Raw genomic sequence first — 22,581 nt, forward strand, 5'->3', positions numbered from 1 at the left:
CTGCAGTGTGAGCGCCCACGACCCCGGTGTCAACGACGCCGGATGCCAGTGGATACCGATCGGATACCGAAGGGTGACGCATCGGATACCACTGCGTCGCATGGTGCAGTCATGGACATCGCAAAGAACACCCATCACCGTGCCGGCTGCGCCCTCGTCGTCGCTGCAGGACTTCTTCTCGCCGGGTGCGCGGCTCCCGACATGACGCGGGATCGAGGCGATTCCTCTGTGGATCTATCGGGCAGTGGCGGCGTCTACCGCGATCTTGCCGAGCGCCGGGCGGAACTCGAAGCGCCGGCAGTCGCCGCCTATCGTGACCTCGCCGAACGACGAGCCGGTCTGGACGCGTGCGCCACGCCGACACCCGCTCCGGAGATCACGGGACCTTCAGCAATTCGCGACTATCCCGACCAGGTCGAGCGTCGAATGCGCATCACAGGCCACTGATCGACAGACCCGCGCCGCACGATCGGCTCCGCGTCTGCCGGCCGATCGAGGTGCGGTAATCTCGACCATCAGCGGCCCGTCCCGACCAGGAACGGGCCGCTGCGGGCGGGAGGGACTGGCCAGATGAGCGGATGTGTGATCGAGATCGCCGTGCAGGACCTCGCTGGCGTCCGCATCGCCCTCGAGGAGGGCGCCGACCGCATCGAGCTGTGCATCGCGCTCGACCTGGGCGGCCTCACGCCGTCGATCGGGCTCGTCGAGGCGGCAGTGGCCGCCGCCGCTGAGGCGCGGGTCACCGACTTCGTTCACGTTCTGGTGCGTCCGCGCGGCGGCGGCTTCGTCTACGACGAGGACGAGCTCGCCGTGATCGAGCGTGACATCCGCGCGGTTTTCGCGGCCGGCGCCGATGGCGTCGTCGTCGGCGCCGCGCACGCCGACGGCACCCTCGACGAGACGGCGATCGCGCGGTTCGTCGAGGCATCCGACGGCATGACGGTGACAGTGCACCGGGTCATCGACGCAGCGCCCGACGCCGTGGCTGCGCTGCGCCCACTCGGCGACCTCGGTGTGACACGCGTACTGAGCTCCGGAGGAGCTGCCGACTGCCGGGCCGGGGCATCAGTGCTGGAACGGATGCGGGACGCGAGCGCCGGCGCCGTGCAGGTCATGGCGGGCGGCGGCGTGCGAGTCGACGACATCGCGGTGTTCGTCGCGGCAGGCGTCGACGCCGTGCACCTCTCGGCCCGCGGCCGCACCGAGCGCGGCGGAGCCAGCGGTCCGGGCGGGGGAGCGGCCGGCTTCGACGTGACCGACCGCGCCCTCGTGCGCGCAGCCGTCGAGGCAGCTCGCTCCGCGCACAGCTGATCCAGCCCGGCATCTGCCGTCGTCGGCTGTTCACCCGACACACCGGCTCCTGATCGGTTCCGTTCAGATCGGCGCGGGAGTCTGCGCGTGTGACGCACGAGGCACGACCTTTCCGGATCATCGCCACAGGCTTCGCCACCGTTCTCGCCGGCGCCGTCATCACGGTGCTCGTTGCCGCGATGGGCAGCACCTCGGTCGAGGCGCACGGTGCGCAGGCGCGACTCGAGGGGATCGGGAGCGCCGCGGCCGGTTCGACATCGAACCGATCACCGAGTCTGCAGCCGCGCACGGACGACCTCGTCGTCGGCGGTTCCGTCGTGATCAACGAACTCGCGGCGGGTGGGCCGGCATCCGACTCCGACAGCTTCTTCGAGCTGCGCAACGTCGGAACGTCCGCCGTCGACCTGAGCGGCTGGGGGGTGTACCGCTGCAGCGCTCAGGGCCTGCGTGCGAACGCGGGGCGGGCGGAGACCGATCTCGACGGAATCACCCTCGCGCCGGGGGAGATCTTCACCGCCGCCCGCGTGGGGGCTCATCTCGACGGCGCGCCTGTCGATGCGCAGTTCACCCAGCCGTTCGCGGCGCTCGGCTTCGGGCTCTACCTCGAGGATGCCGCCGGGGACCGCGTCGATTCCGTCGGGGTCTTCCCGAATCAGCCCTGGCCGACCACGAGTGAGTGCTCGAACGGCGCGAACCTGCCGAACAGCCTCGCTGCAGCGCTCGGCGAGAGCTGGCAGCGGGTCGCCGCCACCGGTGTCGTGACGGACGACTTCCAGCGGGCGCGGGCGACGCCGGGGGCGCAGAACGCGCCGGATGCGCCGAATGAGCTCAACGATTCCGAGGGCACGACGGTTCCGGATGCCGCAGCTCGGTCCATCGTCATCAACGAGCTCGCGGCGGCCGGCCCGGCATCCCGCTCCGACGACTTCGTCGAGCTGCGCAACGAGGGCGAGGCGACCCTCGACCTCGCCGGCTGGCAGCTGTTCCGCTGCACGGTGAGCGGACGGCTCACCGCGAGCAGTCGTCAGATCGTCCTCCCGGAGGACACCCGAGTGGCGCCGGGTGGACTGCTGACGATCGCGAACGAGGACTACGTGCCCGCCGAGGGGGAGGCATCCGTCGCCCTGCGCTATTCGACCTCCTTCTCCGACTCGAGTTTCGGCGCACTGCTCACGACTCCCGACGGCACGAGGGTCGACGGCGTGACGGTCTCGCCGCATCCGGACTCCGCCTGCCAGGACGGCGACGCCAAGCTGCCCGCCGAGCTCGACTACAGGGCGGGGGAGTCGTGGCAGCGCATCGCCGACACCGGTGGTCTGCTCGCCGACTTCGTGATCGCGCCACGCACCCCGGGCACGGCCAACGCGACCGAGGAGGAGAGTGTGTTCCGGGGGCCGTTCGACTATCCGCAGCGGGCGTCGGTGGCGATCAGCGAGTTCGCGACCGACCCGTCGACCGAGGGCATGCCGGCAGGCAGCGTGCAGCGCAACTTCGTCGAGCTGGCGAACTACGGCGACGAGTCCGTCGATCTGAGCGGCTGGAGCATCGCGCGCTGCGAGGCCGACGGACTGCGGGCGCGCGAGGACCAGGCCCGCATCGCCGACGGCACGATTCTGCACCCCGGCCAGACCTGGCTCGCCGCCGCCGACGGAACCCCGCTGGCCGCGACGGCCGACGCGCGCTACGCCACGGCATTCGACTTCCTGGGCAGCGGCGTCTGGGTGGCGGATGCCGCAGGCGAGCGCGTCGACAGCGTCGGCGTCTACCACGCCAACGAGATGGACCACAGCACCGAGCGTCCGAGCCCGTGCACGAAAGGCCTCTCCCTCATCACCTTCGAGCCCGACCGATTGCTCACCGAGACGTACCAGCGCACGAGGTTCACCGGCGTCGATGCCGACGACTTCGTCACGGCACCGGCGACCCCGGGCGAGCTCGATGAGCATCAGTGGGTCGATCCGACGGTGGCGGATGTCGCGAGCCTGTCGAGCGCTGCCATCGCCGCCGAGCCCGAGGCCGAGACGGTGCCTGAGCCCTTGACGGCCGAGAACGCCGACGGCCGCAGCGTCGAGGTGCTGGCGGCCTACGCAGGCCTCAGCGTCGCCGGTGGCCTCACGACGCGAGTCGGCGATGCGGAGCGTCCGCTCGATGCACGGGAGACCACGGAACTCACCGCCGCCGACGACGCCTACGACTTCCCGTACCTGCGGCTGGTGCTCGATGCGGCGACCCTCGCGCCCGGCGACGCCATCACCTGGGCCGGCAGCACCGTCGGCCGCAATGAGCTGCAGCTCTCGGTGTGGAATGAGGCGTCGGCTAGCTGGCGCCTGCTCGACGCCGGAGTCGCAAGCGCCACCGCCGACGCCGACGGCACCCTCACCCTCACCGGCACACCGACCGCCGACGAGGTGATCGACGGTGGAGTCGAGGTGCTCGTGCAGAACGGCCAGCGCACCGAGCGCACGCTCAGCACAGGCGTCACGGGCGACTTCGAGCATCCCGACGACTATGACCTCGCGATCAGCCACGTCACCGACACGCAGTACCTCACCGAGGCCTATCCCGACGTCTACACCGGTCTCGTCAGCTGGATCGCCTTGAACGCCCAGGCCCGCAAGATCGCCTTCGCCACGCACACGGGCGACCTGGTGCAGAACTGGGTCGACCCCGACCAGAACGAGCGGCGGGCCCGGCGCGAGTTCGCGCGGGCCTCGGCCATCCAGGGCATCCTCGACACAGCCGGCGTGCCGAACAGCGTCCTGCCGGGCAACCACGACAACAAGCGCGGCGTGAGCAACGAGCTGTTCAACGAGTACTTCCCGCCCGAGCGCTACTCCGCGACAGCGACCTACGGCGGATCCATCGCCCCGGGCGACAACAGCGCGAACTTCAACACCTTCGAGCACGACGGCGCCAGATTCCTGATGCTGAGCCTTCCCTACGCCTTCGGCGAGAGGGAGCTCGCCTGGGCGGAGCAGGTCGTGGCATCTCACCCCGACCACAACGTGATCATCTCCACCCACGAGCACGTCACCCCGAAGACCGCCGAGATCGGCGCCGGTCGATCGACGGGCTCCCGCTGGGTCTCGCGAGGTGGTGACCTCTGGGACCGGATCGTGGCCCCGAACCGCAACGTGCTGCTCGTGCTCTCCGGCCACTTCCACGGGCTCGGGCAGATCACCACCGAGAACGCCGGGGGCATCGCGGGTCACACTGTCGTGGAGCTCGTGGCGGACTATCAGGAGTTCCGCACCCACACCGGCGAGCGGGCCACGGGCTTCCAGCGCCTGCTGCAGCTCGACCTCGACGGCGGCGCCATCGCCGTCGACACCTTCTCCCTGCGGCTGGGTGCGCATGCGAGCTATCCCTACGACTACGAGCAGTTCGTGCCCGACAACGGGTCCACCGTGTCGGGGTCGAACGCCCGCCCCTGGCGCATCGTGGCCGACGGCCTGCAGGACCGCTACACGTCCATCGACGACGAGTTCCAGGTGCCGATGACCTTCCAGTTCCCGAAGCTCGTGCAGACGGCGTCGATCACGGCGGCTCCAACCGGCTGAGGCCGCCGAGCGGCGATCGGCCCCCCGGTAGTCTGGGAGCATGGCTGCAGCACGCGACGACGACGCTCTCAACTGGGCGGGCGACGACGATCCGACGCTCGTGGCGAGGGATGCCGACGCCGTGGCGGCGGGTGGATCCGCCAATCCGGAAGCGCCAGCCGGAGCCGACCTTCCCGCAGGATGGACACCGGTCGGCGAGCCGGGACGCGTGAGGCAGCCGGATGCCGCGACGGATGCAGCCGACACCGACGACGGCCCCGCCCAGAGCGGTTCGGCCACCCTCATCACGCTCGGGGTGCTCGGCGGCATCTACCTCATCTACATGATCGGATGGGGAGTGGTCGCGACGCGCATGTCGACGGGAACCATCGACCCCGTCGCCCAGTTCATGTTCATGCTCGGCACCTGGTTCGCCATCCTCGCGGTGCCCCTGTGGTTCGGCGTGACCCTCTGGCTCACCGGCGGTCGTCCGCGCACGCGTCTGCTCTGGCTGTTCGCGGGAGTCGTGCTGCTCGTTCCGTTGCCGTTCCTGCTCGGAACGGGGGTGGCATCATGACCGCATCCGACGACCTGAATGCCGTCTCGACGGTGGGTACGGATGCCGGCACCCGGCCGCGCACCCCGCTCTGGCTCGCGGTGACCCTGGCCGTGCTGTTCGGCCTGTTCTACGCCTACGACGTCTTCGAGGCGCTCGGCAACCTCATCGGCATCTCCGACTTCGCCAACCAGCTCGACAGCTCGATCAACGGGTTCGGCTGGATGCTGCTCGTTCTCGGTCTCGTGCTGCCGCTCGTGCTGTTCGCGATCGCCTTCACACTGGGACGCAACCGGGGTCCGCTGGCCCAGGTCGCGTTCTACGCCGTGGGGCTCGGCCTCTCGGCCGTGCTGAGCCTCGACATCATCGCCGCGTTCGCCCGCTGGATCCCGCTCGGCTGACCCCGACGGTCGGAGCCCGGCGGTCGGAGCCCGGCCATGACCCGAGCCGCGGCATCCACCCGTCGTCACACGGCGGCGAAGATGCACAGCCCGATCAGCACGACCTGGGCGATGAGGCGAGGAACCAGGGGGATCGACAGCGACCGGAAGGTCTCCGGATGACGCGCTGCGTAGACGTTCGCCGGGAAGACGGCGACGAGGAAGATCGCCAGCAGGATGCCGGCCGCGAACTGCGTGGCGGGGATCAGCAGGCCGACGCCGCCGGCGATCTCGCACACGCCGGTGAAGCGCACCAGGTTGATCGGGCTCAGCGGCCCATCGCGTCGCATCCGGGGCGGGATCATCTTCGCCATGATCTTCGCGGGGCCGCGTCGGAAGTGATTGACGCCCATTCCGACGAAGACGATGGCGAGCAGGATGCGCACCACCCACTGGGCGATCTCGAAGATGTCGTCCGTCGTCATGAATTCCTCTCGGCTATGCGGCCTCGGCTAGAGTTTCACATGATTGCGTCCCAGTGACGGCGACGCGCATCCTCCCCTCTGCTGCAAAGGAATCGATTCGTCGTGTCAAAGCCGGTCGTGCTGATCGCTGAAATCCTCTCGCCCGCCACGATCGATGCCCTCGGTCCAGACTTCGACGTGCGCCAGGTCGACGGAACGGATCGCCCCGCGCTCTTCGCCGCCCTCGCCGACGCGAACGCGATCCTCGTGCGCAGTGCCACCCAGGTTGATGCAGAGGCCATCGCAGCCGCGCCGAAGCTGCAGGTCATCGCCCGCGCCGGCGTCGGCCTCGACAACGTCGACATCAAGGCGGCCACCACGGCCGGCGTCATGGTCGTGAATGCTCCGACCTCCAACATCATCTCGGCGGCCGAGCTCACGGTCGGTCACATCCTGAGCCTCGCACGCCACATCCCGGCGGCGCACAACGCCCTCGCCCAGGGCCAGTGGAAGCGGTCGGCCTACACCGGAACCGAGCTCTACGAGAAGACCGTCGGCATCATTGGTCTCGGCCGCATCGGCGCGCTCATCACGGCCCGCCTGCAGGCCTTCGGCACGAACGTGATCGCCTACGACCCCTACATCACAAGTGCCCGCGCCCAGCAGCTCGGCGTGCAGCCCGTGAGCCTCGACGAGCTCCTCGAGCAGTCCGACTTCATCACCATCCACATGCCGAAGACGCCGGAGACCACGGGCATGATCAGCACCGAGCAGCTGAAGAAGATGAAGAAGACGGCCTACGTGGTCAACGTCGCACGTGGCGGTCTCATCGATGAGGCAGCCCTGCACGAGGCCCTCGTCGCCGGTGAGATCGCCGGCGCCGGCCTCGACGTGTTCGTGAGCGAGCCCCCGAAGGACTCGCCGCTGCTCGCCCTGCCCAATGTCGTCGTCACCCCGCACCTCGGCGCGTCGACAGACGAGGCGCAGGAGAAGGCCGGTGTGTCCGTGGCCAAGTCGGTGCGCCTCGCTCTCGCTGGCGAGCTGGTCCCGGATGCCGTCAACGTCGCCGGCGGCGTCATCGACCCGTACGTGCGCCCGGGCATCCCGCTGCTCAAGAAGCTCGGCCAGGTGTTCTCGGGTCTCGCGCACGCGAGCCCCCTCACCAGCGTCGACGTCGAGGTGCGCGGCGAGCTCGCCGACTACGACGTGAGCGTGTTGAAGCTCGCAGCCCTCAAGGGCGTGTTCACCAACGTCGTCAGCGAGACCGTCTCCTACGTCAACGCGCCGCTGCTCGCCGAGCAGCGCGGCATCGGCGTGCGCCTGATCACCGACGCCGTCTCCGAGGAGTACCGCAACGTCATCACCCTCCGCGGTGCCCTCGCCGACGGCACCCAGGTCTCGGTCTCGGGAACCCTCACCGGAACCAAGCAGACCGAGAAGATCGTCGAGATCAACGGCTACGACGTCGAGGTGCCGATCGCGAAGAACCTGATCGTCATGCAGTACACCGACCGCCCCGGCATCGTCGCGGTCTACGGTCGCGAGTTCGGCGACGCCGGCATCAACATCGCCGGCATGCAGATCGCCCGGCACACCGCCGGCGGCCAGGCGCTCAGCGTGCTCACCGTCGACTCGCCGGTTCCCGCCGAGATCCTCGCGGCCGTGCGCGACGCCATCGCCGCCGACGTCATGATCGAGATCGACATCACCGAGTAGCGCTCGACTCCGACGACACGAAGGCCCCGGATGCATCATCCGGGGCCTTCGTGTTCGTGCGAGGTGATGCGCTACAGCTCGGGTGTCGAGCTCTCGTTGCGCGTGACCTGGCTGCCGTTCGCCGGGTCGACCGACGTTGCGGTTACCGACGTCGACTGGCGGCGACGGAACATCAGAACGAGTCCGATGATCACGACGACGACCCCGGCGATCATGAGCACATAGCCCACCATGTCGAGGTTGATCCATTCGACTTCGACGTTGAGCGCCCAGACGAGGATCGCCCCGACGGCGATGAGGAAGATGCCGAGACCGATGCTCATAGGTCAGCCCTTGTTTCCCGAGACCACCCGGATGAGCCAGGCGATGATCGCGATCACGGCGAGGATGATGCCGACCCAGAGGAGCCAGCTGAGCGCGCTGTTCAGGCCGCCGAGGATGGCGAGCACGACGGCGACGACGATGATGATGATGAAGAGGAGGTTCATTGGTGGATCCTTTCGTCGGGATTCCGATTCTGCGACGAATCACGGTCGGAGATGACCTCCGCCCGCAGGATGCTCGACGCATCGCCCCCTGTTCGGGGCAAGACCCGACATTACTCAGCATCGGCCCTCGAGGGTAGAGGATTGCGGGCGTGGCGGATCTGTGATCGCCCGTGCTCTGCGCCGCCCGAACCGGCGACTACGCTGGAATGACACCTTTTCACCGCTTGCGAGGAGCGAAATGTCGCGTGTCATCTCCCTGGCCGTCATCCCCGGCGACGGCATCGGGCCCGAAGTCGTCACCGAAGGCCTCAAGGTTCTCGATGCCGTGACGGATGGCGGCGACGTCGCCTTCGAGAAGACCTCGTTCTCGCTGGGAGCCGCCCGCTACCTCGAGACCGGCGACACCCTCACCGACGATGATCTCGCGGCGATCTCGAGCCACGATGCCATCCTTCTCGGAGCGGTCGGCGGCACCCCCGGCGACCCGCGTCTGGCCGGTGCGAACATCGAGCGCGGATTGCTGCTGAAGCTGCGGTTCTCACTCGACCACTATGTGAACCTGCGCCCGTCGGTGCTGCATCCCGGCGTCTCGAGCCCCCTGGCCGACCCCGGACCCATCGACTTCGTCGTCGTGCGTGAGGGCACAGAGGGGCCCTACGTGGGCAACGGCGGCTCGATCCGCCAGGGCACGGTGCACGAGGTCGCCAACGAGGTGTCGGTCAACACGGCCTACGGCGTCGAACGCGTGGTGCGGCACGCATTCGGAGTGGCATCCGCTCGCCCGCGAAAGCACCTCACCCTGGTGCACAAGACCAACGTCCTCGTCTTCGCCGGCGGCATCTGGAAGCGTGTCGTCGACGAGGTCGCCGCCGAGTTCCCCGACGTCACCGTCGACTACCTCCACGTCGATGCCGCCACGATCTTCCTCGTCACGAACCCTGCTAGATTCGACGTCATCGTCACGGACAACCTCTTCGGCGACATCCTCACCGATCTTGCGGCCGCGATCAGCGGCGGCATCGGCCTCGCAGCCTCCGGCAACATCAACCCGGATGGCCGATTCCCCAGCATGTTCGAGCCGGTGCACGGTTCCGCGCCTGACATCGCCGGGAAGGGCATCGCCGACCCGACTGCCGCCATCCTCTCCGTTGCACTCCTGCTCGATCACCTCGGGCTCAGGGATGCCGCGGCACGAGTGCAGGCGGCCGTCGCGGCCGACATCGCCGAACGCGGCGAGGCATCCAGGTCGACCTCGGAGATCGGCACTGCGATCTCCGACCGGATTCGCGCACACTAGACGTACTCGAAGAAAGAGCAGCCCATGACGATCCAGCTTCCCCTCGCAAGCCAGAGCCTCATCTGGCAGACCGTGCGCAACGACACCCCCGTCGCTCCCGAGGAGCGCGAGGCGATTCTCGCCGACCCCGGCTTCGGCAATCACTTCACCGACCACATGGTCGACGTGTGCTGGTCGGAGCGCGGCGGCTGGCACCGACCGCGCGTCTCGCCCTATGGCCCCATCCAACTCGACCCGGCCGCCGCCGTGCTGCACTACGCCCAGGAGATCTTCGAGGGTCTCAAGGCATACCGCCACGCTGACGGCTCGATCTGGACATTCCGCCCCTACGAGAATGCCGCGCGCATGCAGCGCTCGGCGCACCGCCTCGCCCTGCCCGAGCTGCCGTCCGAGCACTTCATCGCCTCACTCAAGCAGCTGATCGCCGTCGACGGCGACTGGGTGCCGACGGCGCCGGAGACCAGCCTGTACCTGCGTCCGTTCATGTTCGCCAAGGAGGCCTTCCTCGGCGTGCGCCCGGCGAAGAAGGTGGCCTACTACCTGATCGCCAGCCCGGCCGGCGCGTACTTCAGCGGGGGAGTGCAGCCCGTCAACATCTGGCTCTCGAGCGAGTACGCCCGCGCCAGCAAGGGCGGAACCGGCGCGGCGAAGACCGGCGGCAACTACGCGTCGAGCCTGCTGCCGCAGGCCGAGGCGTACGAGCACGGTTGCCAGCAGGTGCTGTTCCTCGACGAGGGCACCTACCTCGAGGAGCTCGGCGGCATGAACATCGTGCTGGTGCGCAAGGACGGCACTCTCATCACGCCGGAGTCGGAGTCGATCCTCGAGGGCATCACGCGCGATTCCGTTCTGCGCCTGGCCGCGGACCGCGGCCACCTGATCGAGCAGCGCAAGGTCACTCTCGACGAGTGGCGTGACGGTGCGGCATCCGGCGACATCGTCGGAGCCTTCGCCTGCGGCACCGCCGCGGTGATCGTGCCCATCGGCCGCCTGCTCGGCGAGGACTTCGAGATCGTGCACAACGGTCCGCAGGCCGAGGAGCTCGCCCTGTCGCTCCGCGAGGAGCTGACGGGCATCCAGTACGGCCGTGTCGAGGACCGCCACGGCTGGCTGGTGCGTCTCGACGCGTGAGCCTGAGTGAGCGCCGCGTGACTGACGCCGAACTGCAGCTGCGTGCGTTCCAGCGCGACGACGCCGAGACCGTCGTCGCGCTCTGGCGTACCTGCGGGCTCGTCGTGCCGTGGAACGACCCGTACCGCGACATCGAGCGCAAGCTCGCGGAGCAGCCGGAGCTGTTCCTCGTGGGGGAACGCGCCGCCCGTGTCGTGGCGTCGGTGATGATCGGCTACGACGGCCACCGCGGATGGATGAACTATCTCGCCGTCGACCCTGCGGAGCAGGGGCGAGGCCACGGTCGCCGGCTCGTGTTGGAGGCGGAACGGATGCTGACGGCCCGCGGATGCCCCAAACTCAACCTGCAGGTGCGCGGGACGAACGCAGCCGCGCTGGGGTTCTACGAGGCCATCGGCTACGCGCCCGACAACGCCGTGAGCCTCGGCAAGCGCCTGATCGCCGACGACTGAGGCCGAAGGGCCGGGTGTGCGCACGGCGCTGGCCGCGGCATCTGTCGCTCGAATCGCATTCGTGCGGCTCCGTGCGCTGCCGGTAGCGTTGAGGCATGAAGATCGCACGGTTCAGCCACGACAATCGCATCGCCTTCGGAATCGTCGACGACGACGACCTGGTGGTGTTGACGGGAGACCCGATGTTCGCCGGCTACGACACCACGGGGGAGCGCGTGCCGATCGCCGACGCCACCCTGCTTGCTCCGTCGATCCCGCGCTCGAAGGTGGTCGGCGTCGGCAAGAACTACCGCGACCACGCCACGGAGATGGGCACGGCGGTTCCCGAGGAGCCGCTGCTGTTCCTGAAGCCCAACACCTCGGTGTCTGGCCCCGGCGACTACATCGTGCTCCCGAAGCAGAGCGCCCGGGTCGAGTTCGAGGGCGAGCTCGCCATCGTCATCGGCACCATCACCAAGAACGTGACCGAGGAGAAGGCGATGGAGCACGTCTTCGGCTTCACCATCGCCAACGACGTGACCGCACGCGACCTGCAGAAGTCCGACGGCCAGTGGACCCGCGCGAAGGGCTTCGACTCCTTCTGCCCGATCGGCCCCATCGTCGACACCGAGTTCGACTTCCCGTCGGCCGAGATCGTCACGCGCGTGAACGGCGTGGTGAAGCAGCAGGCGCCGCTCACCGACATGGTGCACGACGTCGAGACGATCATCGCCTACGCCTCGAGCGTGTTCACGCTGCTGCCCGGCGACATCATCCTGACCGGCACCCCGGCGGGCGTCGGCCCGATCGAGAACGGTGACACCGTCGAGGTCGAGATCACCGGGCTCGGCATCCTGACCAACCCCGTGGTGCGCCCGCGCGGCTGACGCGTGCCCATCGTCCCGAGCTCAGCGACCCAGCGCCGCGAGCGCGTCGGCCACATCCTGCTCGTCGTTCCAGAGGTGGAAGGCGACTCGGGCGCATCCGTTCCGGCCCGACGCGGTGATCCCGGATGCCGTGAGCCGGGCGAGATCGCGACCGTCGACGTCCGGCCAGGTGATGATCCCCTGACCGGGCCGGTGCTCGAGTCCGAGGCCGTCGGTGAATGCAGCCGCCAGCCCGGTCACCCGGGCGCGCACAGCCTCGAGGTCGAGCTCGGCGAACAGCGCGACGGCGGCCTCGGCGCCCACCCACACGGGCCAGGCAGGGGAGACGTCGAAGCGCCTGGCGTCGCCGGCGAGAGTCATGGTCGGTCCGTAGCACGACGCCCACGGATCGACGCCGGCGTACCAGCCGGTCTGAGTCGGGATGACCTCCGCGGCGAACGCAGCCGAGATGGTGAGGAAGGCGGCCCCGCGCGGCGCGCAGAGCCACTTGTAGCCGTGGCAGATCGTGGCGTCGAAGAGCGCGGCGTCCACCGGCATCCAACCTACGGCCTGCGTGGTGTCGCACAGGGTGCGGGCGCCATGCGCGCGTGCCGCCGCGACGACGGCCGCGGCATCCGCCACCGCGCCCGTCGCCGACTGCACGAGCGAGAACGCGACGAGCCACGTGTCATCGGTGACGGATGCCGCCAGCTCTGCGAGCGGAACGCTGCGCACTGAGACGCCGCGGTGGGCCTGGCTGAGGAACGGGAACACGATCGAACTGAAGTCGCCGTCGACGCAGAGCACCTCGGCGCCGTCGGGTACGCTCGCGGCTATGACGGCGGCCATCGCGGAGGTCTGCGACCCGATCGCCACGCGGCCGGAGCCCACGCCGACGAGGCCGGCGTACGACTCGCGGGTGCGTTCGACGACCGCCGTGTACTCGACGGCGCAGGCCTGGCCTCGGGCCCAGCTCTCGGCGTCGGTGCGCATGGCGGCGCTGGTCGCGAGTGTCGGCAGACCGAGCGTGCAGGCAGCTAGATAGCCGCGGCCGGCGGCGAACCGGGAATGGGCGTCTGCGGGAGAGAGTCGGGTCGCGACGGCTGTCATGCCTCCATCGTGCGCCGCCCATTCCCATTCGACAATCGCAGATGAGTACTGCCATCCATAACGCACGGTTATGCTTTTGCCGGGACTTCGTCGCGGTTCGTCGGAGCGCTGCCGAATCTTCGCCACGCGCCTGAAGCAACGCCCGCGCGTCGTGAATGCGATAGCGCAGGACTGGAGACGACACCATGGCCACCATCGACAGCCACCTCGACCTCGATTCGCACTCGCTGCGTACGGTACTGGCCATCGCCGAGCACGGCTCGATCACGGCAGCATCCGAGGCTCTCGGCTACAGCCAGCCGGCGATCAGCCAACACGTGAAGCGGCTCGAGGCACGCATCGGCATGCCCGTGCTCGAACGCACAGGTCGCTCCGTGCGCCTCACCGAGGCCGGCACCGTGCTCGCGCGCCACGCCCAGACCGTGGCGACGGCGTTGGATGCTGCTGCCGGCGAGATCGCGGAACTCCAGGGCCTGCGCGCCGGCAGGGTGCGCATCGCGGCGTTCCCCTCGGCGTCGGCCACGATCGTGCCGCGGTTGCTCGCGGCGATGGCGGAACGGCATCCGGCCGTCGCCATCAGCTACCTCGAGGCCGAGCCGCCCGAGGCCGTCGCGGCCGTGCGCGAGAACCGCGCCGACATCGCGCTCACCTTCAGCTACCCCGGAGACCAGGACGACCCGCACCGCGAGAGTGCGCGTGGCCTCTCGGTGCGCACGGTCGGCCGCGAGCCCGTGCACGTCGTGCTGCCCGCGTCGCATCCACAGGCGGCTGCGGCATCCGTCGACATCGCAGCCCTCGGCGACGAGAGCTGGATCGCCGGCTGCCCTCGCTGTCGCGGCCACCTCGTCGAGCTCTGCGCTGCGAGCGGCTTCCTGCCCCGCATCGGCTACGAGACCGACAACTTCGTCGCAGTGCTCGGCATGGTGGCGGCCGGACTCGGCGTCGCCACCCTGCCACGACTGGCGCTCGCCTCGACCCGGCTGCCGGCCGGAGTCGTCGCGCTCCCGACCACGCACGCCGACCACCGCACGCTCAACGTCGTCACCGCGGAAGGCGCCGAGAGGGTTCCCGCCATAGGGGCGAGCCTGCGCGTGCTGGCCGGTATCGATCGCAGCGAGTGGACCGGCGAGCCCCACGACGGCTGACCGGCCCTGGCACCGGATGCCGCTGGCTAGACTTGACGGCGATGTCTGACACCGCGCACCCCTTCTCCTCTGCCACAGGAAGCGACGTTCGCGTTCGCTTCTGCCCGTCGCCCACCGGAACGCCGCACGTCGGCCTGGTGCGCACGGCTCTCTTCAACTGGGCCTACGCCCGGCATACCGGCGGCAAGCTCGTCTTCCGCATCGAGGACACCGACGCCGCCCGCGACAGCGAGGAGAGCTACGAGCAGCTGCTCGACGCCCTCACCTGGCTGAAGCTCGACTGGGACGAGGGCATCGGCATCGGCGGACCGCACGAGCCGTACCGTCAGTCGCAGCGCAGCGCCATCTACCTCGACGTGATCGAGCGCCTCAAGGCCTCGGGTCACGTCTACGAGAGCTTCTCCCACGCCGAGGAGATCGACGCCCGCAACGAGGCTGCCGGTCGCCCCAAACAGCTCGGCTACGACAACTTCGACCGCGACCTCAGCGACGAGCAGCGTGCGGCCTTCCGTGCCGAGGGCCGCGAGCCGGCGCTCCGCCTTCGGGTGCCCGATGCCGACCTCTCGTTCACCGACCTGGTGCGCGGCGACATCACCTTCCCGGCCGGATCGTTCGTCGACTTCGTCGTCGTGCGCCCGAACGGTGCTCCGCTCTACACGCTGGTGAATCCCGTCGACGACGCCATCATGCAGATCACGCACGTGCTCCGCGGCGAGGACCTGCTCTCGTCGACCCCGCGCCAGATCGCGCTGTACCACGCGCTCATCGACATCGGGGTGACCACCTTCGTGCCGCAGTTCGGCCACCTGCCCTACGTCATGGGCGACGGCAACAAGAAGCTCTCGAAGCGCGACCCCGAGTCGAACCTGTTCCACCACCGCGACCGCGGCTTCATCCCCGAGGGTCTCGTCAACTACCTGTCGCTTCTCGGCTGGTCGCTGTCGCACGACCGCGACGTGTTCACCGTCGCCGAGATGGTGGCCGCGTTCGACGTCGTCGACGTGAACCCCAACCCGGCCCGCTTCGACCTGAAGAAGGCCGAGTCGATCAACGGCGACCACATCCGCCTGCTCGGCGTGCAGGACTTCGCTGCGCGCACTGTCCCGTACCTCGAGGCAGCCGGTGTTCTGACGGCGCCGATCACGCCCGCTCAGGAGGCGATCCTCGCCGAGGCCGCACCACTCGTGCAGGAGCGCATCGGCCTTCTCGGCGAAGCGCCCGGCATGCTCGGCTTCCTGTTCACGGATGCCGCGGGCCTGGGCTACGACGACGGCGTGGTGTCGGGTCTCCCGGCCGACGCCGCTGCCGTGCTGACTGCATCCGTCGACGTGCTCGATCGTATTCCGCCGCTGGAATGGACCCACGAGGTCATCCAGGAGGCGCTATCGGCCGCGCTCATCGACGGCCTCGGCCTCAAGCCGCGCGTCGCCTACACGCCGCTGCGCGTCGCCGTATCGGGTCGCAGGGTTTCTCCACCGCTCTTCGAGTCGATGCAGATCCTCGGCAAGGACGACACCCTCGCGCGTCTCGTGCGCCTGCAGGGTGAGCTCGGCGCGTAGGCGTCGAGCAGCGCGACTTCGGCCTCGCGGGCGAGCCTCCCTCAATTTGGAGGGGCGCCCGGCCGTAGGTTAGAGTTGCATGTCGGCCGGGGGTTCGCCTGCGGCTGGTGGGGTATGGTGTAATTGGCAACACGGCGGTTTCTGGTACCGTTGTTCTTGGTTCGAGTCCAGGTACCCCAGCACTTGTTGAATCCCCGGTGAGCGGTCGATTTCGTTCGGTCTTAGATCTCCCGGTTGGTTAATGTTCTTGGTTCGAGTCGTGGCCACAACGGGAAGTTGATCAGGCCGTCTTCGAGACCGGACTCTTGTTACGAAAGTCGCCGTAGATCAGTATGGGTATTTGCGGTCCGGGTGCGGATCGATTGCTGATCGACGCCGATGATTGTTCCGTCGTTATTGGTACGACTCCACCGTCCGCCGCCGTCTCCAGGGTCGCAAGAGGTGGAGGTCGTCCCGCGCACTGGGCCACCTACAGTACCTGACACGACGCCTGGGACACCACGTTGTAGTAGTAGCGCGTGCCAACCAGAGTGCCCGCGCTTTACCAGTTCGCTGTCCCGGTGACGTGGAATGCGTGTTCTGCGGTAGATCCCATGAGTTCCTCTCGATGCGCAGGATGGGCAGGACCGCCAGGTCGCGTGCACTATGAATTCATCCGTAGTCACGGGCCGAGGTGGTATATCCCTCCATCACCTGATCAGCCATGAGCGCAGATGACCGTCACTTACATGAGAAGAACATGAGAGATGGAGCGGTCTCCCATCTGAAGTGAGGATTGCTCCGAATCACTTCCACAACAGCCGGCGTCTGCGCGTGCCTCCCGACAGGCGTCGTCGGCTGAGCCGCGCCAGCGAGCGAGGCGACAGTGAGAGGAAGAGACATGATTCACAACCGCTCGAGCATGCGCCGTGCCCTCCGCACCGCGACCGCCTCCGCCGTCATAGTGGGCCTGAGTTTCGCCTTGGCGCCGGTCGCGGCGTCCGCGGCTGATGCTGGGACCGGCTGGCTACGTCTCGGCCATCTCTCTCCAGATACGAAATCTGTCGATGTCGAGGTTACGACCCCGGACGGCGCCACGGTACTCGAACTCAACGGAGTCAGCTACGGCGAGGTCTCGCCCTACTCCGAACTCCAGGTTGGAACGTACACGGTCAGCATGGTGCCGGCCGAGTCATCGGCGGCTACAGCTCCGGTGATCTCGGCTGAGATAGAGGTCCCCGCCACGAGTGCGACGACGGTCGTCGCATACGGGCCGTCGACTGACCTCGAGGTGAAGGCGGTCGATGATGATCTGGCCGCGCCAACCGCAGGTCTCGGCCGCGTCAGGCTGTTCCAGGCATCCACGATCACCGACTCGGTGGATGTCGAGACATCGACCGGGCTGCCCATCGCGAAGGATGCCGCTGCCGGAACGGTGACCGACTACGCCGAGATCCCTGCCGGATCGTGGACCCTCGAGCTCACGGGCGGGAAGGGGGACGCCACTTCGGACGTCGACGTGGCTGCGGGCAGCGTGTCGACCCTGTTCGTGCTCGACACCGCCGACGGTGGTCTCACGATCCTGCCGATCGTCGATTCTGCAGCCGTGGGCGATTCGCCTCTGGGCGGCGTGCAGACCGGAGGTGGAGGCACCGCTCCGCGTGACTTCTTCTCCACGATCGGCGGAAGGGGCGAAGGTACGGGGGCCTTCGAATGATTCGCGCCATCCGTCGCGTGCAGCGCTCCGATCGCCGTCGATCTCCCGGCACCCGAGTATCAAGTGGCTCTGCGCCCCAACAGATCGTGGCCATCCTGACGGCAGCCATCGTCGCGTGCGCGTTCATCGCTGCTTGCGGCATGAGCCCCGCGAACCCCGTCCAGGATTCGGAGGCCGAGTCGACACCGACACCGACGGCGAACGCCTTCGCTGCCGGAAGTCTGCAGGATCCTCTGGAAGGGGCGACAGCGGTGCATACCGGCAAGCCCATCGCCGTGCGGATTCCGAGCCTCGGCGTTTCCACTCCACTCGAGAGCCTGACCATCGGTCCGTCCGGCGAGCTCGGAGCACCGATCGACTACAACAGGGCTGGCTGGTATGTCGACGGACCGGTCCCGGGTGAGATCGGGCCAGCGGTCATCGCCGGCCATGTCGATTCCGTGACCGGGATCGCAGTGTTCTCCCGTCTGGCGGAGCTGAAGGCCGGTGACGAGGTCTACGTCGACACTGAATCCGGCCGGTCACTGAGGTTCATCGTCACGACGCGGATGCAGTCCGCGAAGGCGACCTTTCCGAGTGCTGATGTCTACAGGAACGTCCCACGTCCCGAGCTGCGCCTCATCACCTGCGCCGGTGTCTTCGACCGCTCCGTCGGGCACTACACCGACAACCTCATAGTGTTCGCCGCTCTGGCTCTCTGAGCGGTGTCCTCGACCCGAAGGAGACTCCGTGCTGCGAACACACTGGTCGGCATTCCGACCTCGATTCAGCTGGAACGAGCCGAAATGACGGATACATCTTTGTACTTGGCGGTCGATGTGGGTGTGAGCCGGACCGCCGCGGCGATCGCCCGGATCGGTTCCGACGGACTCCTCTCCGCGACGCCCTTCCCGCTCGGCCGACATTCCAACACTGTCCCCAGCGTGGTCTTCGTCGGCGACGGCGAACTGCTCTTCGGCGACGCGGCCGAGCGCCGTGGCATCGCACAGCCCGAGCGGCTCATTCGTGAATTCAAGCGACGCATCGGCGACGCGACGCCCATCCGGGCGGGCGACCGACGGTATATCCCCGAGCAGTTGTTCGCTCTCCTCGTCTCGTGGATCGTCGACTGTGTCGTTGAACGCGAGGGAGAACGGCCGACCGCACTCAGCGTGTCGATCCCCGCGTCCTGGGGCGATCACCGTTCGGATCTCGTAAAGAACGCGCTCGCACGCGCCGGTTGGCGCGATGTGCGGTTCATCAGTGAGCCGGTGGCGGCCGCCCGCCATTACGCCTTCGAGCGATCGCTCGACCCCGAATCGCTCCTGGCCGTCTACGACCTGGGCGGCGGTACGTTCGACACTGCGCTCGTCCGCATCGAGAGCGATCGCAGGATCGAGATCGTCGGGAATCCGGTCGGCCTCGAGGCGTTCGGGGGAGCGGACTTCGATGACGCGGTGGTCCGCCACGTGGTCCACGCGGCAGGTCTGTCTTTCGACGAGCTCACCACCGACGGGGACGCCCGGGTCGGCCTCGCGGTGCTCCGCCGCGAAGCGGTCGATGCCAAGGAAGCGCTCTCGTTCGACTCCGAGACCGTGATCCCCGTTCTTCTGGGGGACAGGGACTCGACGGTCAGGCTCACGCGCGCCGAATTCGAGAGCATGATCGAGGAGGGGATCGAGCGGACGATCGAGATCGTCGCGGACCTCGTGGAGTCCGCGAACGAGGTGCCCGGGAATCTCGGCGCAGTTCTGTTGACCGGCGGGTCATCCCGCATCCCACGGGTTGCGCAACTGCTGTCGGAACGCTTCGATCGCCCGGTGGCGGTCGATGCCGACCCCAAGGCCGCCATCTCGCTGGGAGCAGTGAGGGCGATCGCCGGCGTCGGTCGTCCGTCTGCGTTGCTCGACGACCACCGGCAGGCGCCGTTCGAGCCTCGGGCAGACGACGATGCGTCGAGCGGGGAGGATGCAGCGCCGACCTTCACCCGGCCAGAAGCGCGTCGATCCTGGGAGGGTCGGGCAGCCACCATAGTCGCGGTCGGCATCGGAGCGCTCGTACTGATCGGCGGAATCGCCATCGCCGTCCTGTCTCCTTCCAACGCGTCACGCGGGTCGGACACCGACCCGGGCGGAACCTCCTCGAGCACACCGACGCCCGACTCCTCGATCACGCCGACTCCGTCGGCCGTGCCGCTCTTGACGCCCGCGCCACCGGGCGTAGTGACCGACCTCTTCCCATCGCATGGCGGCCCGTCCGCCTCGCGGCCGCAGTCCCGATGACAGGAACCCGATGATGTCAACGACGCCGATCCCCGCCCCACTTCGCCTGGCTGAAGTTCCCCTTCTGGCGACAGGCCACGCCCGCGCCCACGTCGAAGCGGTGATCTCCGCTCGCAACCCACGTCGCGTTCTGCTCACCGGTCCGGCGGGGTCGGGAAAGTCGAGTCTGTTGCGTCATCTGAGACGACAGCTCGCGGCTGCAGGGGCGACGATCAGCACGACTCGCTCCCGATCGGAGATCGCAGGCGTTCCTGCTGAGCACGTGCTCGTCGTCGATGACGCACACCTGCTCGACGTCGGTCAGCTCTCCGCGTTGACGGAGCGCAGCTCGAACCCGGACGCAGCCCTTGTGGTGGCGGCGCGTCCGTGGCCGCAGAGTGACGCCTTCCGCGCTCTCGCGGCGGAGCTGGAACGCTCGCAGCCGGCCGTCGTGCTCGGCAGCGTCGGCCGGGCCGACCTCCGTGCCTACATCGAGCGGGCTGGTGATGTCGTGACGGATGCCTGCCTCGACGCACTGCTCGACGCGACCGGCGGCACCGCCTGGCTCGCCTCGGAGTCGCTGGCGATCCACGACACGATGGATTGCGCCGGTGAAGCCGATCACGGCGCCCTCCACGAGGCGATGCACGACGTCATCGCTCACCGGCTGCGCACCGTCGCTCCCGACGAGCGCCGCCTGGTCGAGGTCCTCTGTCTCGGCGGTGACGATGGGATGCCTGCGGAGCGCGACGACCTCGTGCTGTCGGCCTACTCCGAGGGGCTCCTGCTGCCGGGAGGGCGACCCGTCCCGATCGTCAGGTCAGCAGTCCGGGCGACGTTATCGATCGACCGCGTCATCGGTCTGTACGAGGCCTCGGTCGCCGGGGGGAAGCTGCCGGCTGCAGCGGATGTCGCCCTGGACAGCCTCGTCGACGGAGTGCAGGATGCGCATCTGGGGACTCTGCTTCTTCGCCACGGGGATGCCCTACGCGGGGTGGATCCACGTCGCTCACGCGACCTCTTTCACCGTGCTCGTGAGGCTGGAGCCGACGCTGCAACGGCCGCGATCGGCGAGGCACAGGCCGAATGGGAGTTGGGCGGGGTGGAGACGGCCAGTCGCCTCCTCGATGGCGTCAACATTCCCGCCGGGCATCCGGACCACGACGCCGCCGCTGACACTGCCGCGGCGATCTGGGCTGCCCGCGGTCTGACGAGCATGAGCGATGCGGTGTATCGCGCGTTCGTTCCGTCGTCTCCGACGTCTCGGGTGCGCGCGACGGTGGCCGCATTCGCCGTCGCCGACATGGAAGTCCTCCCGTCGATCTCGGTCCGGGCGCCGGGGACTACGATGCCATCCACGCTCGCCGTGTCGATGGACCTCCTCGAGAGCGGTCTGCGCGCCACACTCACAACGTCGGCGAACTCCTCGCTCGGCATCCTCATCCGCGCGGCGGAGATGTATTCGGCATCTCGAACGTCCGCTCCGATCCCGGAACTGCCGGCCGTCATTGCAGCGCTCGCTGCACTCCATCTCGGGGAACCAGACGCTGCACTGACAGTTCTGGATCGCGCGCTCGAGGAAGGCCACGGCGGCCCATGGGCTCGCGACCGGCTCGTGCTGTGGCGAGCGTGGGTCGCCCTGCAACTCGAACGCCCGCACGAGGTCGAGGCGGCGCTGGAAGCGATCACGCCGAGGGCCCAGACGCTCAGCCCGCGCGAGAGACTCCTGTACGACGCGCTCACACTGTCGATCGCGCGCCGCTTCCATGATGCCAACGCGCTGGCTGTCGCGTGGCGGAGCGCGCGCGAGAGCCTCATGCGTGCGTCGTTCGACCTGTTCAGCATCCTGCCACTCGGAGAGTTCGTCGTGACCGCCGCCAGGGTGGGCGAGCCTGAGCGCGTCGAGGGGCATTTCATGCAGGCGCTCGAGCGGCTCGAACAGCTGGGTTCACCGCCGCTCTGGGGTCCACACGCGCATTGGGTCGGCATCCAGCAGGCAATCCTCCGCGGACGGCCGGAGGACATGAAACCGCACGCGCATGCTCTCGTCGGCGCCGGGTTGCACAGCCGACTCGCGTCGACCATGGCGCAGGCGGGGCGTGTCTGGACCAGCGTGCTCTCGGGCACTGTCGACGTCGACGCCGTCGAGGCCGCAGCGACGGCACTCGGCACCGTAGGGCTCGCGTGGGACGGCGCGCGCCTCGCGGGGCATGGGGCGGGACACACCGGCGACCGGCGCGTCACCGCGAGGCTTCTCGCGGCCGCCCGTCGTCTGCATCCGCATGAGGACCTCCGACCTCCTGCGGTGGAGAACGACGCGCTGGCCGCGCCGCGCCCCCGCACGCCTTCGGACCTCAGTCCGCGTGAGCTCGAGGTCGCGGCGCTGGTGGTGCAGGGCAAGACGTACTCGGAGATCGGCGCGGCCATCTTCATCTCACCGCGTACGGCGGAGCACCACATCGCCCGCATCCGTCGTCGCCTCGACGCGACTAACCGGTCGGATCTCATCGCGAAGCTGCGCATCGTCCTCGATGACGCCGAGAACGTCGAGGGCGCCCGCGGGGGCCCGAGGGCCACCGCATGATCCGCCCACCCCGGGGTTATCCCCCTACTCGAATCATCGCGCGTGCGGGCTATACCCCGACGCGGTTG

Annotated in this window: 20 protein-coding genes and 1 tRNA gene; 17 read left to right on the forward strand and 4 right to left on the reverse strand. The window is 68.5% G+C overall.

Going from position 1 to position 22,581, the window contains the following annotated elements; all coding sequences use genetic code 11:
* The first annotated feature begins 42 nt into the window (after positions 1–42).
* The 5 genes from AADV74_RS03065 (at position 43) to AADV74_RS03085 (ending at position 5,807) form a co-directional block, all read left to right on the forward strand.
* Positions 43–447: a hypothetical protein gene (locus AADV74_RS03065; protein WP_342111700.1), complete on the forward strand. Its 405-nt coding sequence runs from the start codon at positions 43–45 to the stop codon at positions 445–447.
* 135 nt (positions 448–582) lie between these two features.
* On the forward strand, positions 583–1,311 hold the full coding sequence (locus AADV74_RS03070; RefSeq protein WP_342111702.1) for a copper homeostasis protein CutC: 729 nt from the start codon (positions 583–585) through the stop codon (positions 1,309–1,311).
* 89 nt (positions 1,312–1,400) lie between these two features.
* On the forward strand, positions 1,401–4,871 hold the full coding sequence (locus tag AADV74_RS03075) for a lamin tail domain-containing metallophosphoesterase family protein (RefSeq protein WP_342111704.1): 3,471 nt from the start codon (positions 1,401–1,403) through the stop codon (positions 4,869–4,871).
* 40 nt (positions 4,872–4,911) lie between these two features.
* Positions 4,912–5,427 (forward strand): DNA polymerase III subunit gamma/tau, encoded by a 516-nt coding sequence (locus AADV74_RS03080; RefSeq protein WP_342111707.1) that lies wholly within the window; start codon positions 4,912–4,914, stop codon positions 5,425–5,427.
* On the forward strand, positions 5,424–5,807 hold the full coding sequence (locus tag AADV74_RS03085) for a bacitracin resistance protein (protein ID WP_342111709.1): 384 nt from the start codon (positions 5,424–5,426) through the stop codon (positions 5,805–5,807). Before AADV74_RS03080 ends, AADV74_RS03085 begins: the two co-directional genes overlap by 4 nt.
* Positions 5,808–5,872: 65 nt before the next feature.
* Here AADV74_RS03085 and AADV74_RS03090 read toward each other — a convergent pair whose 3' ends face one another.
* Positions 5,873–6,271 carry a DoxX family protein gene (locus AADV74_RS03090; RefSeq protein WP_342111710.1) on the reverse strand — a complete coding sequence of 133 codons (399 nt, stop codon included), beginning with the start codon at positions 6,269–6,271 and terminating at the stop codon, positions 5,873–5,875.
* Positions 6,272–6,373: 102 nt separating this feature from the next.
* Between AADV74_RS03090 and serA the strand changes: the two genes are divergently transcribed.
* Positions 6,374–7,966: a phosphoglycerate dehydrogenase gene (gene serA / locus AADV74_RS03095; RefSeq protein WP_342111711.1), complete on the forward strand. Its 1,593-nt coding sequence runs from the start codon at positions 6,374–6,376 to the stop codon at positions 7,964–7,966.
* A 71-nt stretch (positions 7,967–8,037) separates the two neighbouring features.
* Here the strand turns inward: serA and AADV74_RS03100 are convergent, their stop codons facing one another.
* On the reverse strand, positions 8,038–8,289 hold the full coding sequence (locus AADV74_RS03100; RefSeq protein ID WP_342111712.1) for a DUF6458 family protein: 252 nt from the start codon (positions 8,287–8,289) through the stop codon (positions 8,038–8,040).
* Between the two features lie 3 nt (positions 8,290–8,292).
* Positions 8,293–8,454, reverse strand: coding sequence for a hypothetical protein (locus AADV74_RS03105; RefSeq protein ID WP_167756923.1), 162 nt, complete (start codon positions 8,452–8,454; stop codon positions 8,293–8,295).
* Positions 8,455–8,692: 238 nt separating this feature from the next.
* On the opposite strand from AADV74_RS03105, the gene AADV74_RS03110 reads away from it, so the two are divergent.
* From AADV74_RS03110 to AADV74_RS03125, 4 genes are all read left to right on the forward strand, one after another.
* Positions 8,693–9,751, forward strand: coding sequence for a 3-isopropylmalate dehydrogenase (locus tag AADV74_RS03110; protein ID WP_342111714.1), 1,059 nt, complete (start codon positions 8,693–8,695; stop codon positions 9,749–9,751).
* 24 nt (positions 9,752–9,775) lie between these two features.
* Entirely contained in the window at positions 9,776–10,882 is a 1,107-nt protein-coding gene (locus AADV74_RS03115; RefSeq protein ID WP_342111715.1) for a branched-chain amino acid aminotransferase, read from the forward strand.
* A gap of 17 nt (positions 10,883–10,899) precedes the next feature.
* A complete protein-coding gene (locus AADV74_RS03120; protein WP_342111717.1) occupies positions 10,900–11,334 on the forward strand; it encodes a GNAT family acetyltransferase in 435 nt (144 codons plus the stop codon).
* A 95-nt stretch (positions 11,335–11,429) separates the two neighbouring features.
* Positions 11,430–12,200 carry a fumarylacetoacetate hydrolase family protein gene (locus tag AADV74_RS03125; RefSeq protein WP_342111719.1) on the forward strand — a complete coding sequence of 257 codons (771 nt, stop codon included), beginning with the start codon at positions 11,430–11,432 and terminating at the stop codon, positions 12,198–12,200.
* Between the two features lie 21 nt (positions 12,201–12,221).
* Here the strand turns inward: AADV74_RS03125 and AADV74_RS03130 are convergent, their stop codons facing one another.
* The gene (locus tag AADV74_RS03130; protein WP_342111720.1) at positions 12,222–13,289 is read right to left on the reverse strand and encodes an aminotransferase class V-fold PLP-dependent enzyme; all 1,068 of its coding nucleotides are present in this window, start codon (positions 13,287–13,289) and stop codon (positions 12,222–12,224) included.
* Between the two features lie 185 nt (positions 13,290–13,474).
* Here AADV74_RS03130 and AADV74_RS03135 point away from each other — a divergent pair, with 185 nt between their 5' ends.
* The 7 genes from AADV74_RS03135 (at position 13,475) to AADV74_RS03165 (ending at position 22,513) form a co-directional block, all read left to right on the forward strand.
* Entirely contained in the window at positions 13,475–14,434 is a 960-nt protein-coding gene (locus tag AADV74_RS03135) for a LysR family transcriptional regulator (protein ID WP_342111722.1), read from the forward strand.
* Between the two features lie 41 nt (positions 14,435–14,475).
* Positions 14,476–15,993, forward strand: a complete 1,518-nt coding sequence (gene gltX / locus AADV74_RS03140; RefSeq protein WP_342111725.1) for a glutamate--tRNA ligase — start codon at positions 14,476–14,478, stop codon at positions 15,991–15,993.
* Between the two features lie 108 nt (positions 15,994–16,101).
* Positions 16,102–16,173, forward strand: a tRNA-Gln gene (locus tag AADV74_RS03145).
* A 700-nt stretch (positions 16,174–16,873) separates the two neighbouring features.
* The gene (locus AADV74_RS03150; protein ID WP_342111726.1) at positions 16,874–17,689 is read left to right on the forward strand and encodes a DUF4397 domain-containing protein; all 816 of its coding nucleotides are present in this window, start codon (positions 16,874–16,876) and stop codon (positions 17,687–17,689) included.
* 86 nt (positions 17,690–17,775) lie between these two features.
* Complete coding sequence (locus tag AADV74_RS03155) at positions 17,776–18,390, forward strand: class F sortase (protein ID WP_342111728.1); 615 nt, start codon at positions 17,776–17,778, stop codon at positions 18,388–18,390.
* Between the two features lie 84 nt (positions 18,391–18,474).
* Positions 18,475–19,950, forward strand: coding sequence for an Hsp70 family protein (locus AADV74_RS03160; RefSeq protein ID WP_342111730.1), 1,476 nt, complete (start codon positions 18,475–18,477; stop codon positions 19,948–19,950).
* 13 nt (positions 19,951–19,963) lie between these two features.
* Positions 19,964–22,513 (forward strand): helix-turn-helix transcriptional regulator, encoded by a 2,550-nt coding sequence (locus AADV74_RS03165; protein ID WP_342111732.1) that lies wholly within the window; start codon positions 19,964–19,966, stop codon positions 22,511–22,513.
* Positions 22,514–22,581: the final 68 nt, after the last annotated feature.

The organism is Leifsonia stereocauli (assembly GCF_038432415.1).
Lineage (GTDB): Bacteria > Actinomycetota > Actinomycetes > Actinomycetales > Microbacteriaceae > Orlajensenia > Orlajensenia stereocauli.

Excerpts from the sequence above, each read along its gene's own strand:
- AADV74_RS03065 (WP_342111700.1), top strand. The coding sequence starts at position 43 with ATGCCAGTGGATACCGATCGGATACCGAAGGGTGACGCATCGGATACC.
- AADV74_RS03080 (WP_342111707.1), top strand. The coding sequence starts at position 4,912 with ATGGCTGCAGCACGCGACGACGACGCTCTCAACTGGGCGGGCGACGAC.
- AADV74_RS03085 (WP_342111709.1), top strand. The coding sequence starts at position 5,424 with ATGACCGCATCCGACGACCTGAATGCCGTCTCGACGGTGGGTACGGAT.
- AADV74_RS03090 (WP_342111710.1), bottom strand. The coding sequence starts at position 6,271 with ATGACGACGGACGACATCTTCGAGATCGCCCAGTGGGTGGTGCGCATC.
- AADV74_RS03100 (WP_342111712.1), bottom strand. The coding sequence starts at position 8,289 with ATGAGCATCGGTCTCGGCATCTTCCTCATCGCCGTCGGGGCGATCCTC.
- AADV74_RS03105 (WP_167756923.1), bottom strand. The coding sequence starts at position 8,454 with ATGAACCTCCTCTTCATCATCATCATCGTCGTCGCCGTCGTGCTCGCC.
- AADV74_RS03110 (WP_342111714.1), top strand. The coding sequence starts at position 8,693 with ATGTCGCGTGTCATCTCCCTGGCCGTCATCCCCGGCGACGGCATCGGG.
- AADV74_RS03115 (WP_342111715.1), top strand. The coding sequence starts at position 9,776 with ATGACGATCCAGCTTCCCCTCGCAAGCCAGAGCCTCATCTGGCAGACC.
- AADV74_RS03125 (WP_342111719.1), top strand. The coding sequence starts at position 11,430 with ATGAAGATCGCACGGTTCAGCCACGACAATCGCATCGCCTTCGGAATC.
- AADV74_RS03130 (WP_342111720.1), bottom strand. The coding sequence starts at position 13,289 with ATGACAGCCGTCGCGACCCGACTCTCTCCCGCAGACGCCCATTCCCGG.
- AADV74_RS03135 (WP_342111722.1), top strand. The coding sequence starts at position 13,475 with ATGGCCACCATCGACAGCCACCTCGACCTCGATTCGCACTCGCTGCGT.
- gltX (WP_342111725.1), top strand. The coding sequence starts at position 14,476 with ATGTCTGACACCGCGCACCCCTTCTCCTCTGCCACAGGAAGCGACGTT.
- AADV74_RS03150 (WP_342111726.1), top strand. The coding sequence starts at position 16,874 with ATGATTCACAACCGCTCGAGCATGCGCCGTGCCCTCCGCACCGCGACC.
- AADV74_RS03160 (WP_342111730.1), top strand. The coding sequence starts at position 18,475 with ATGACGGATACATCTTTGTACTTGGCGGTCGATGTGGGTGTGAGCCGG.
- AADV74_RS03165 (WP_342111732.1), top strand. The coding sequence starts at position 19,964 with ATGTCAACGACGCCGATCCCCGCCCCACTTCGCCTGGCTGAAGTTCCC.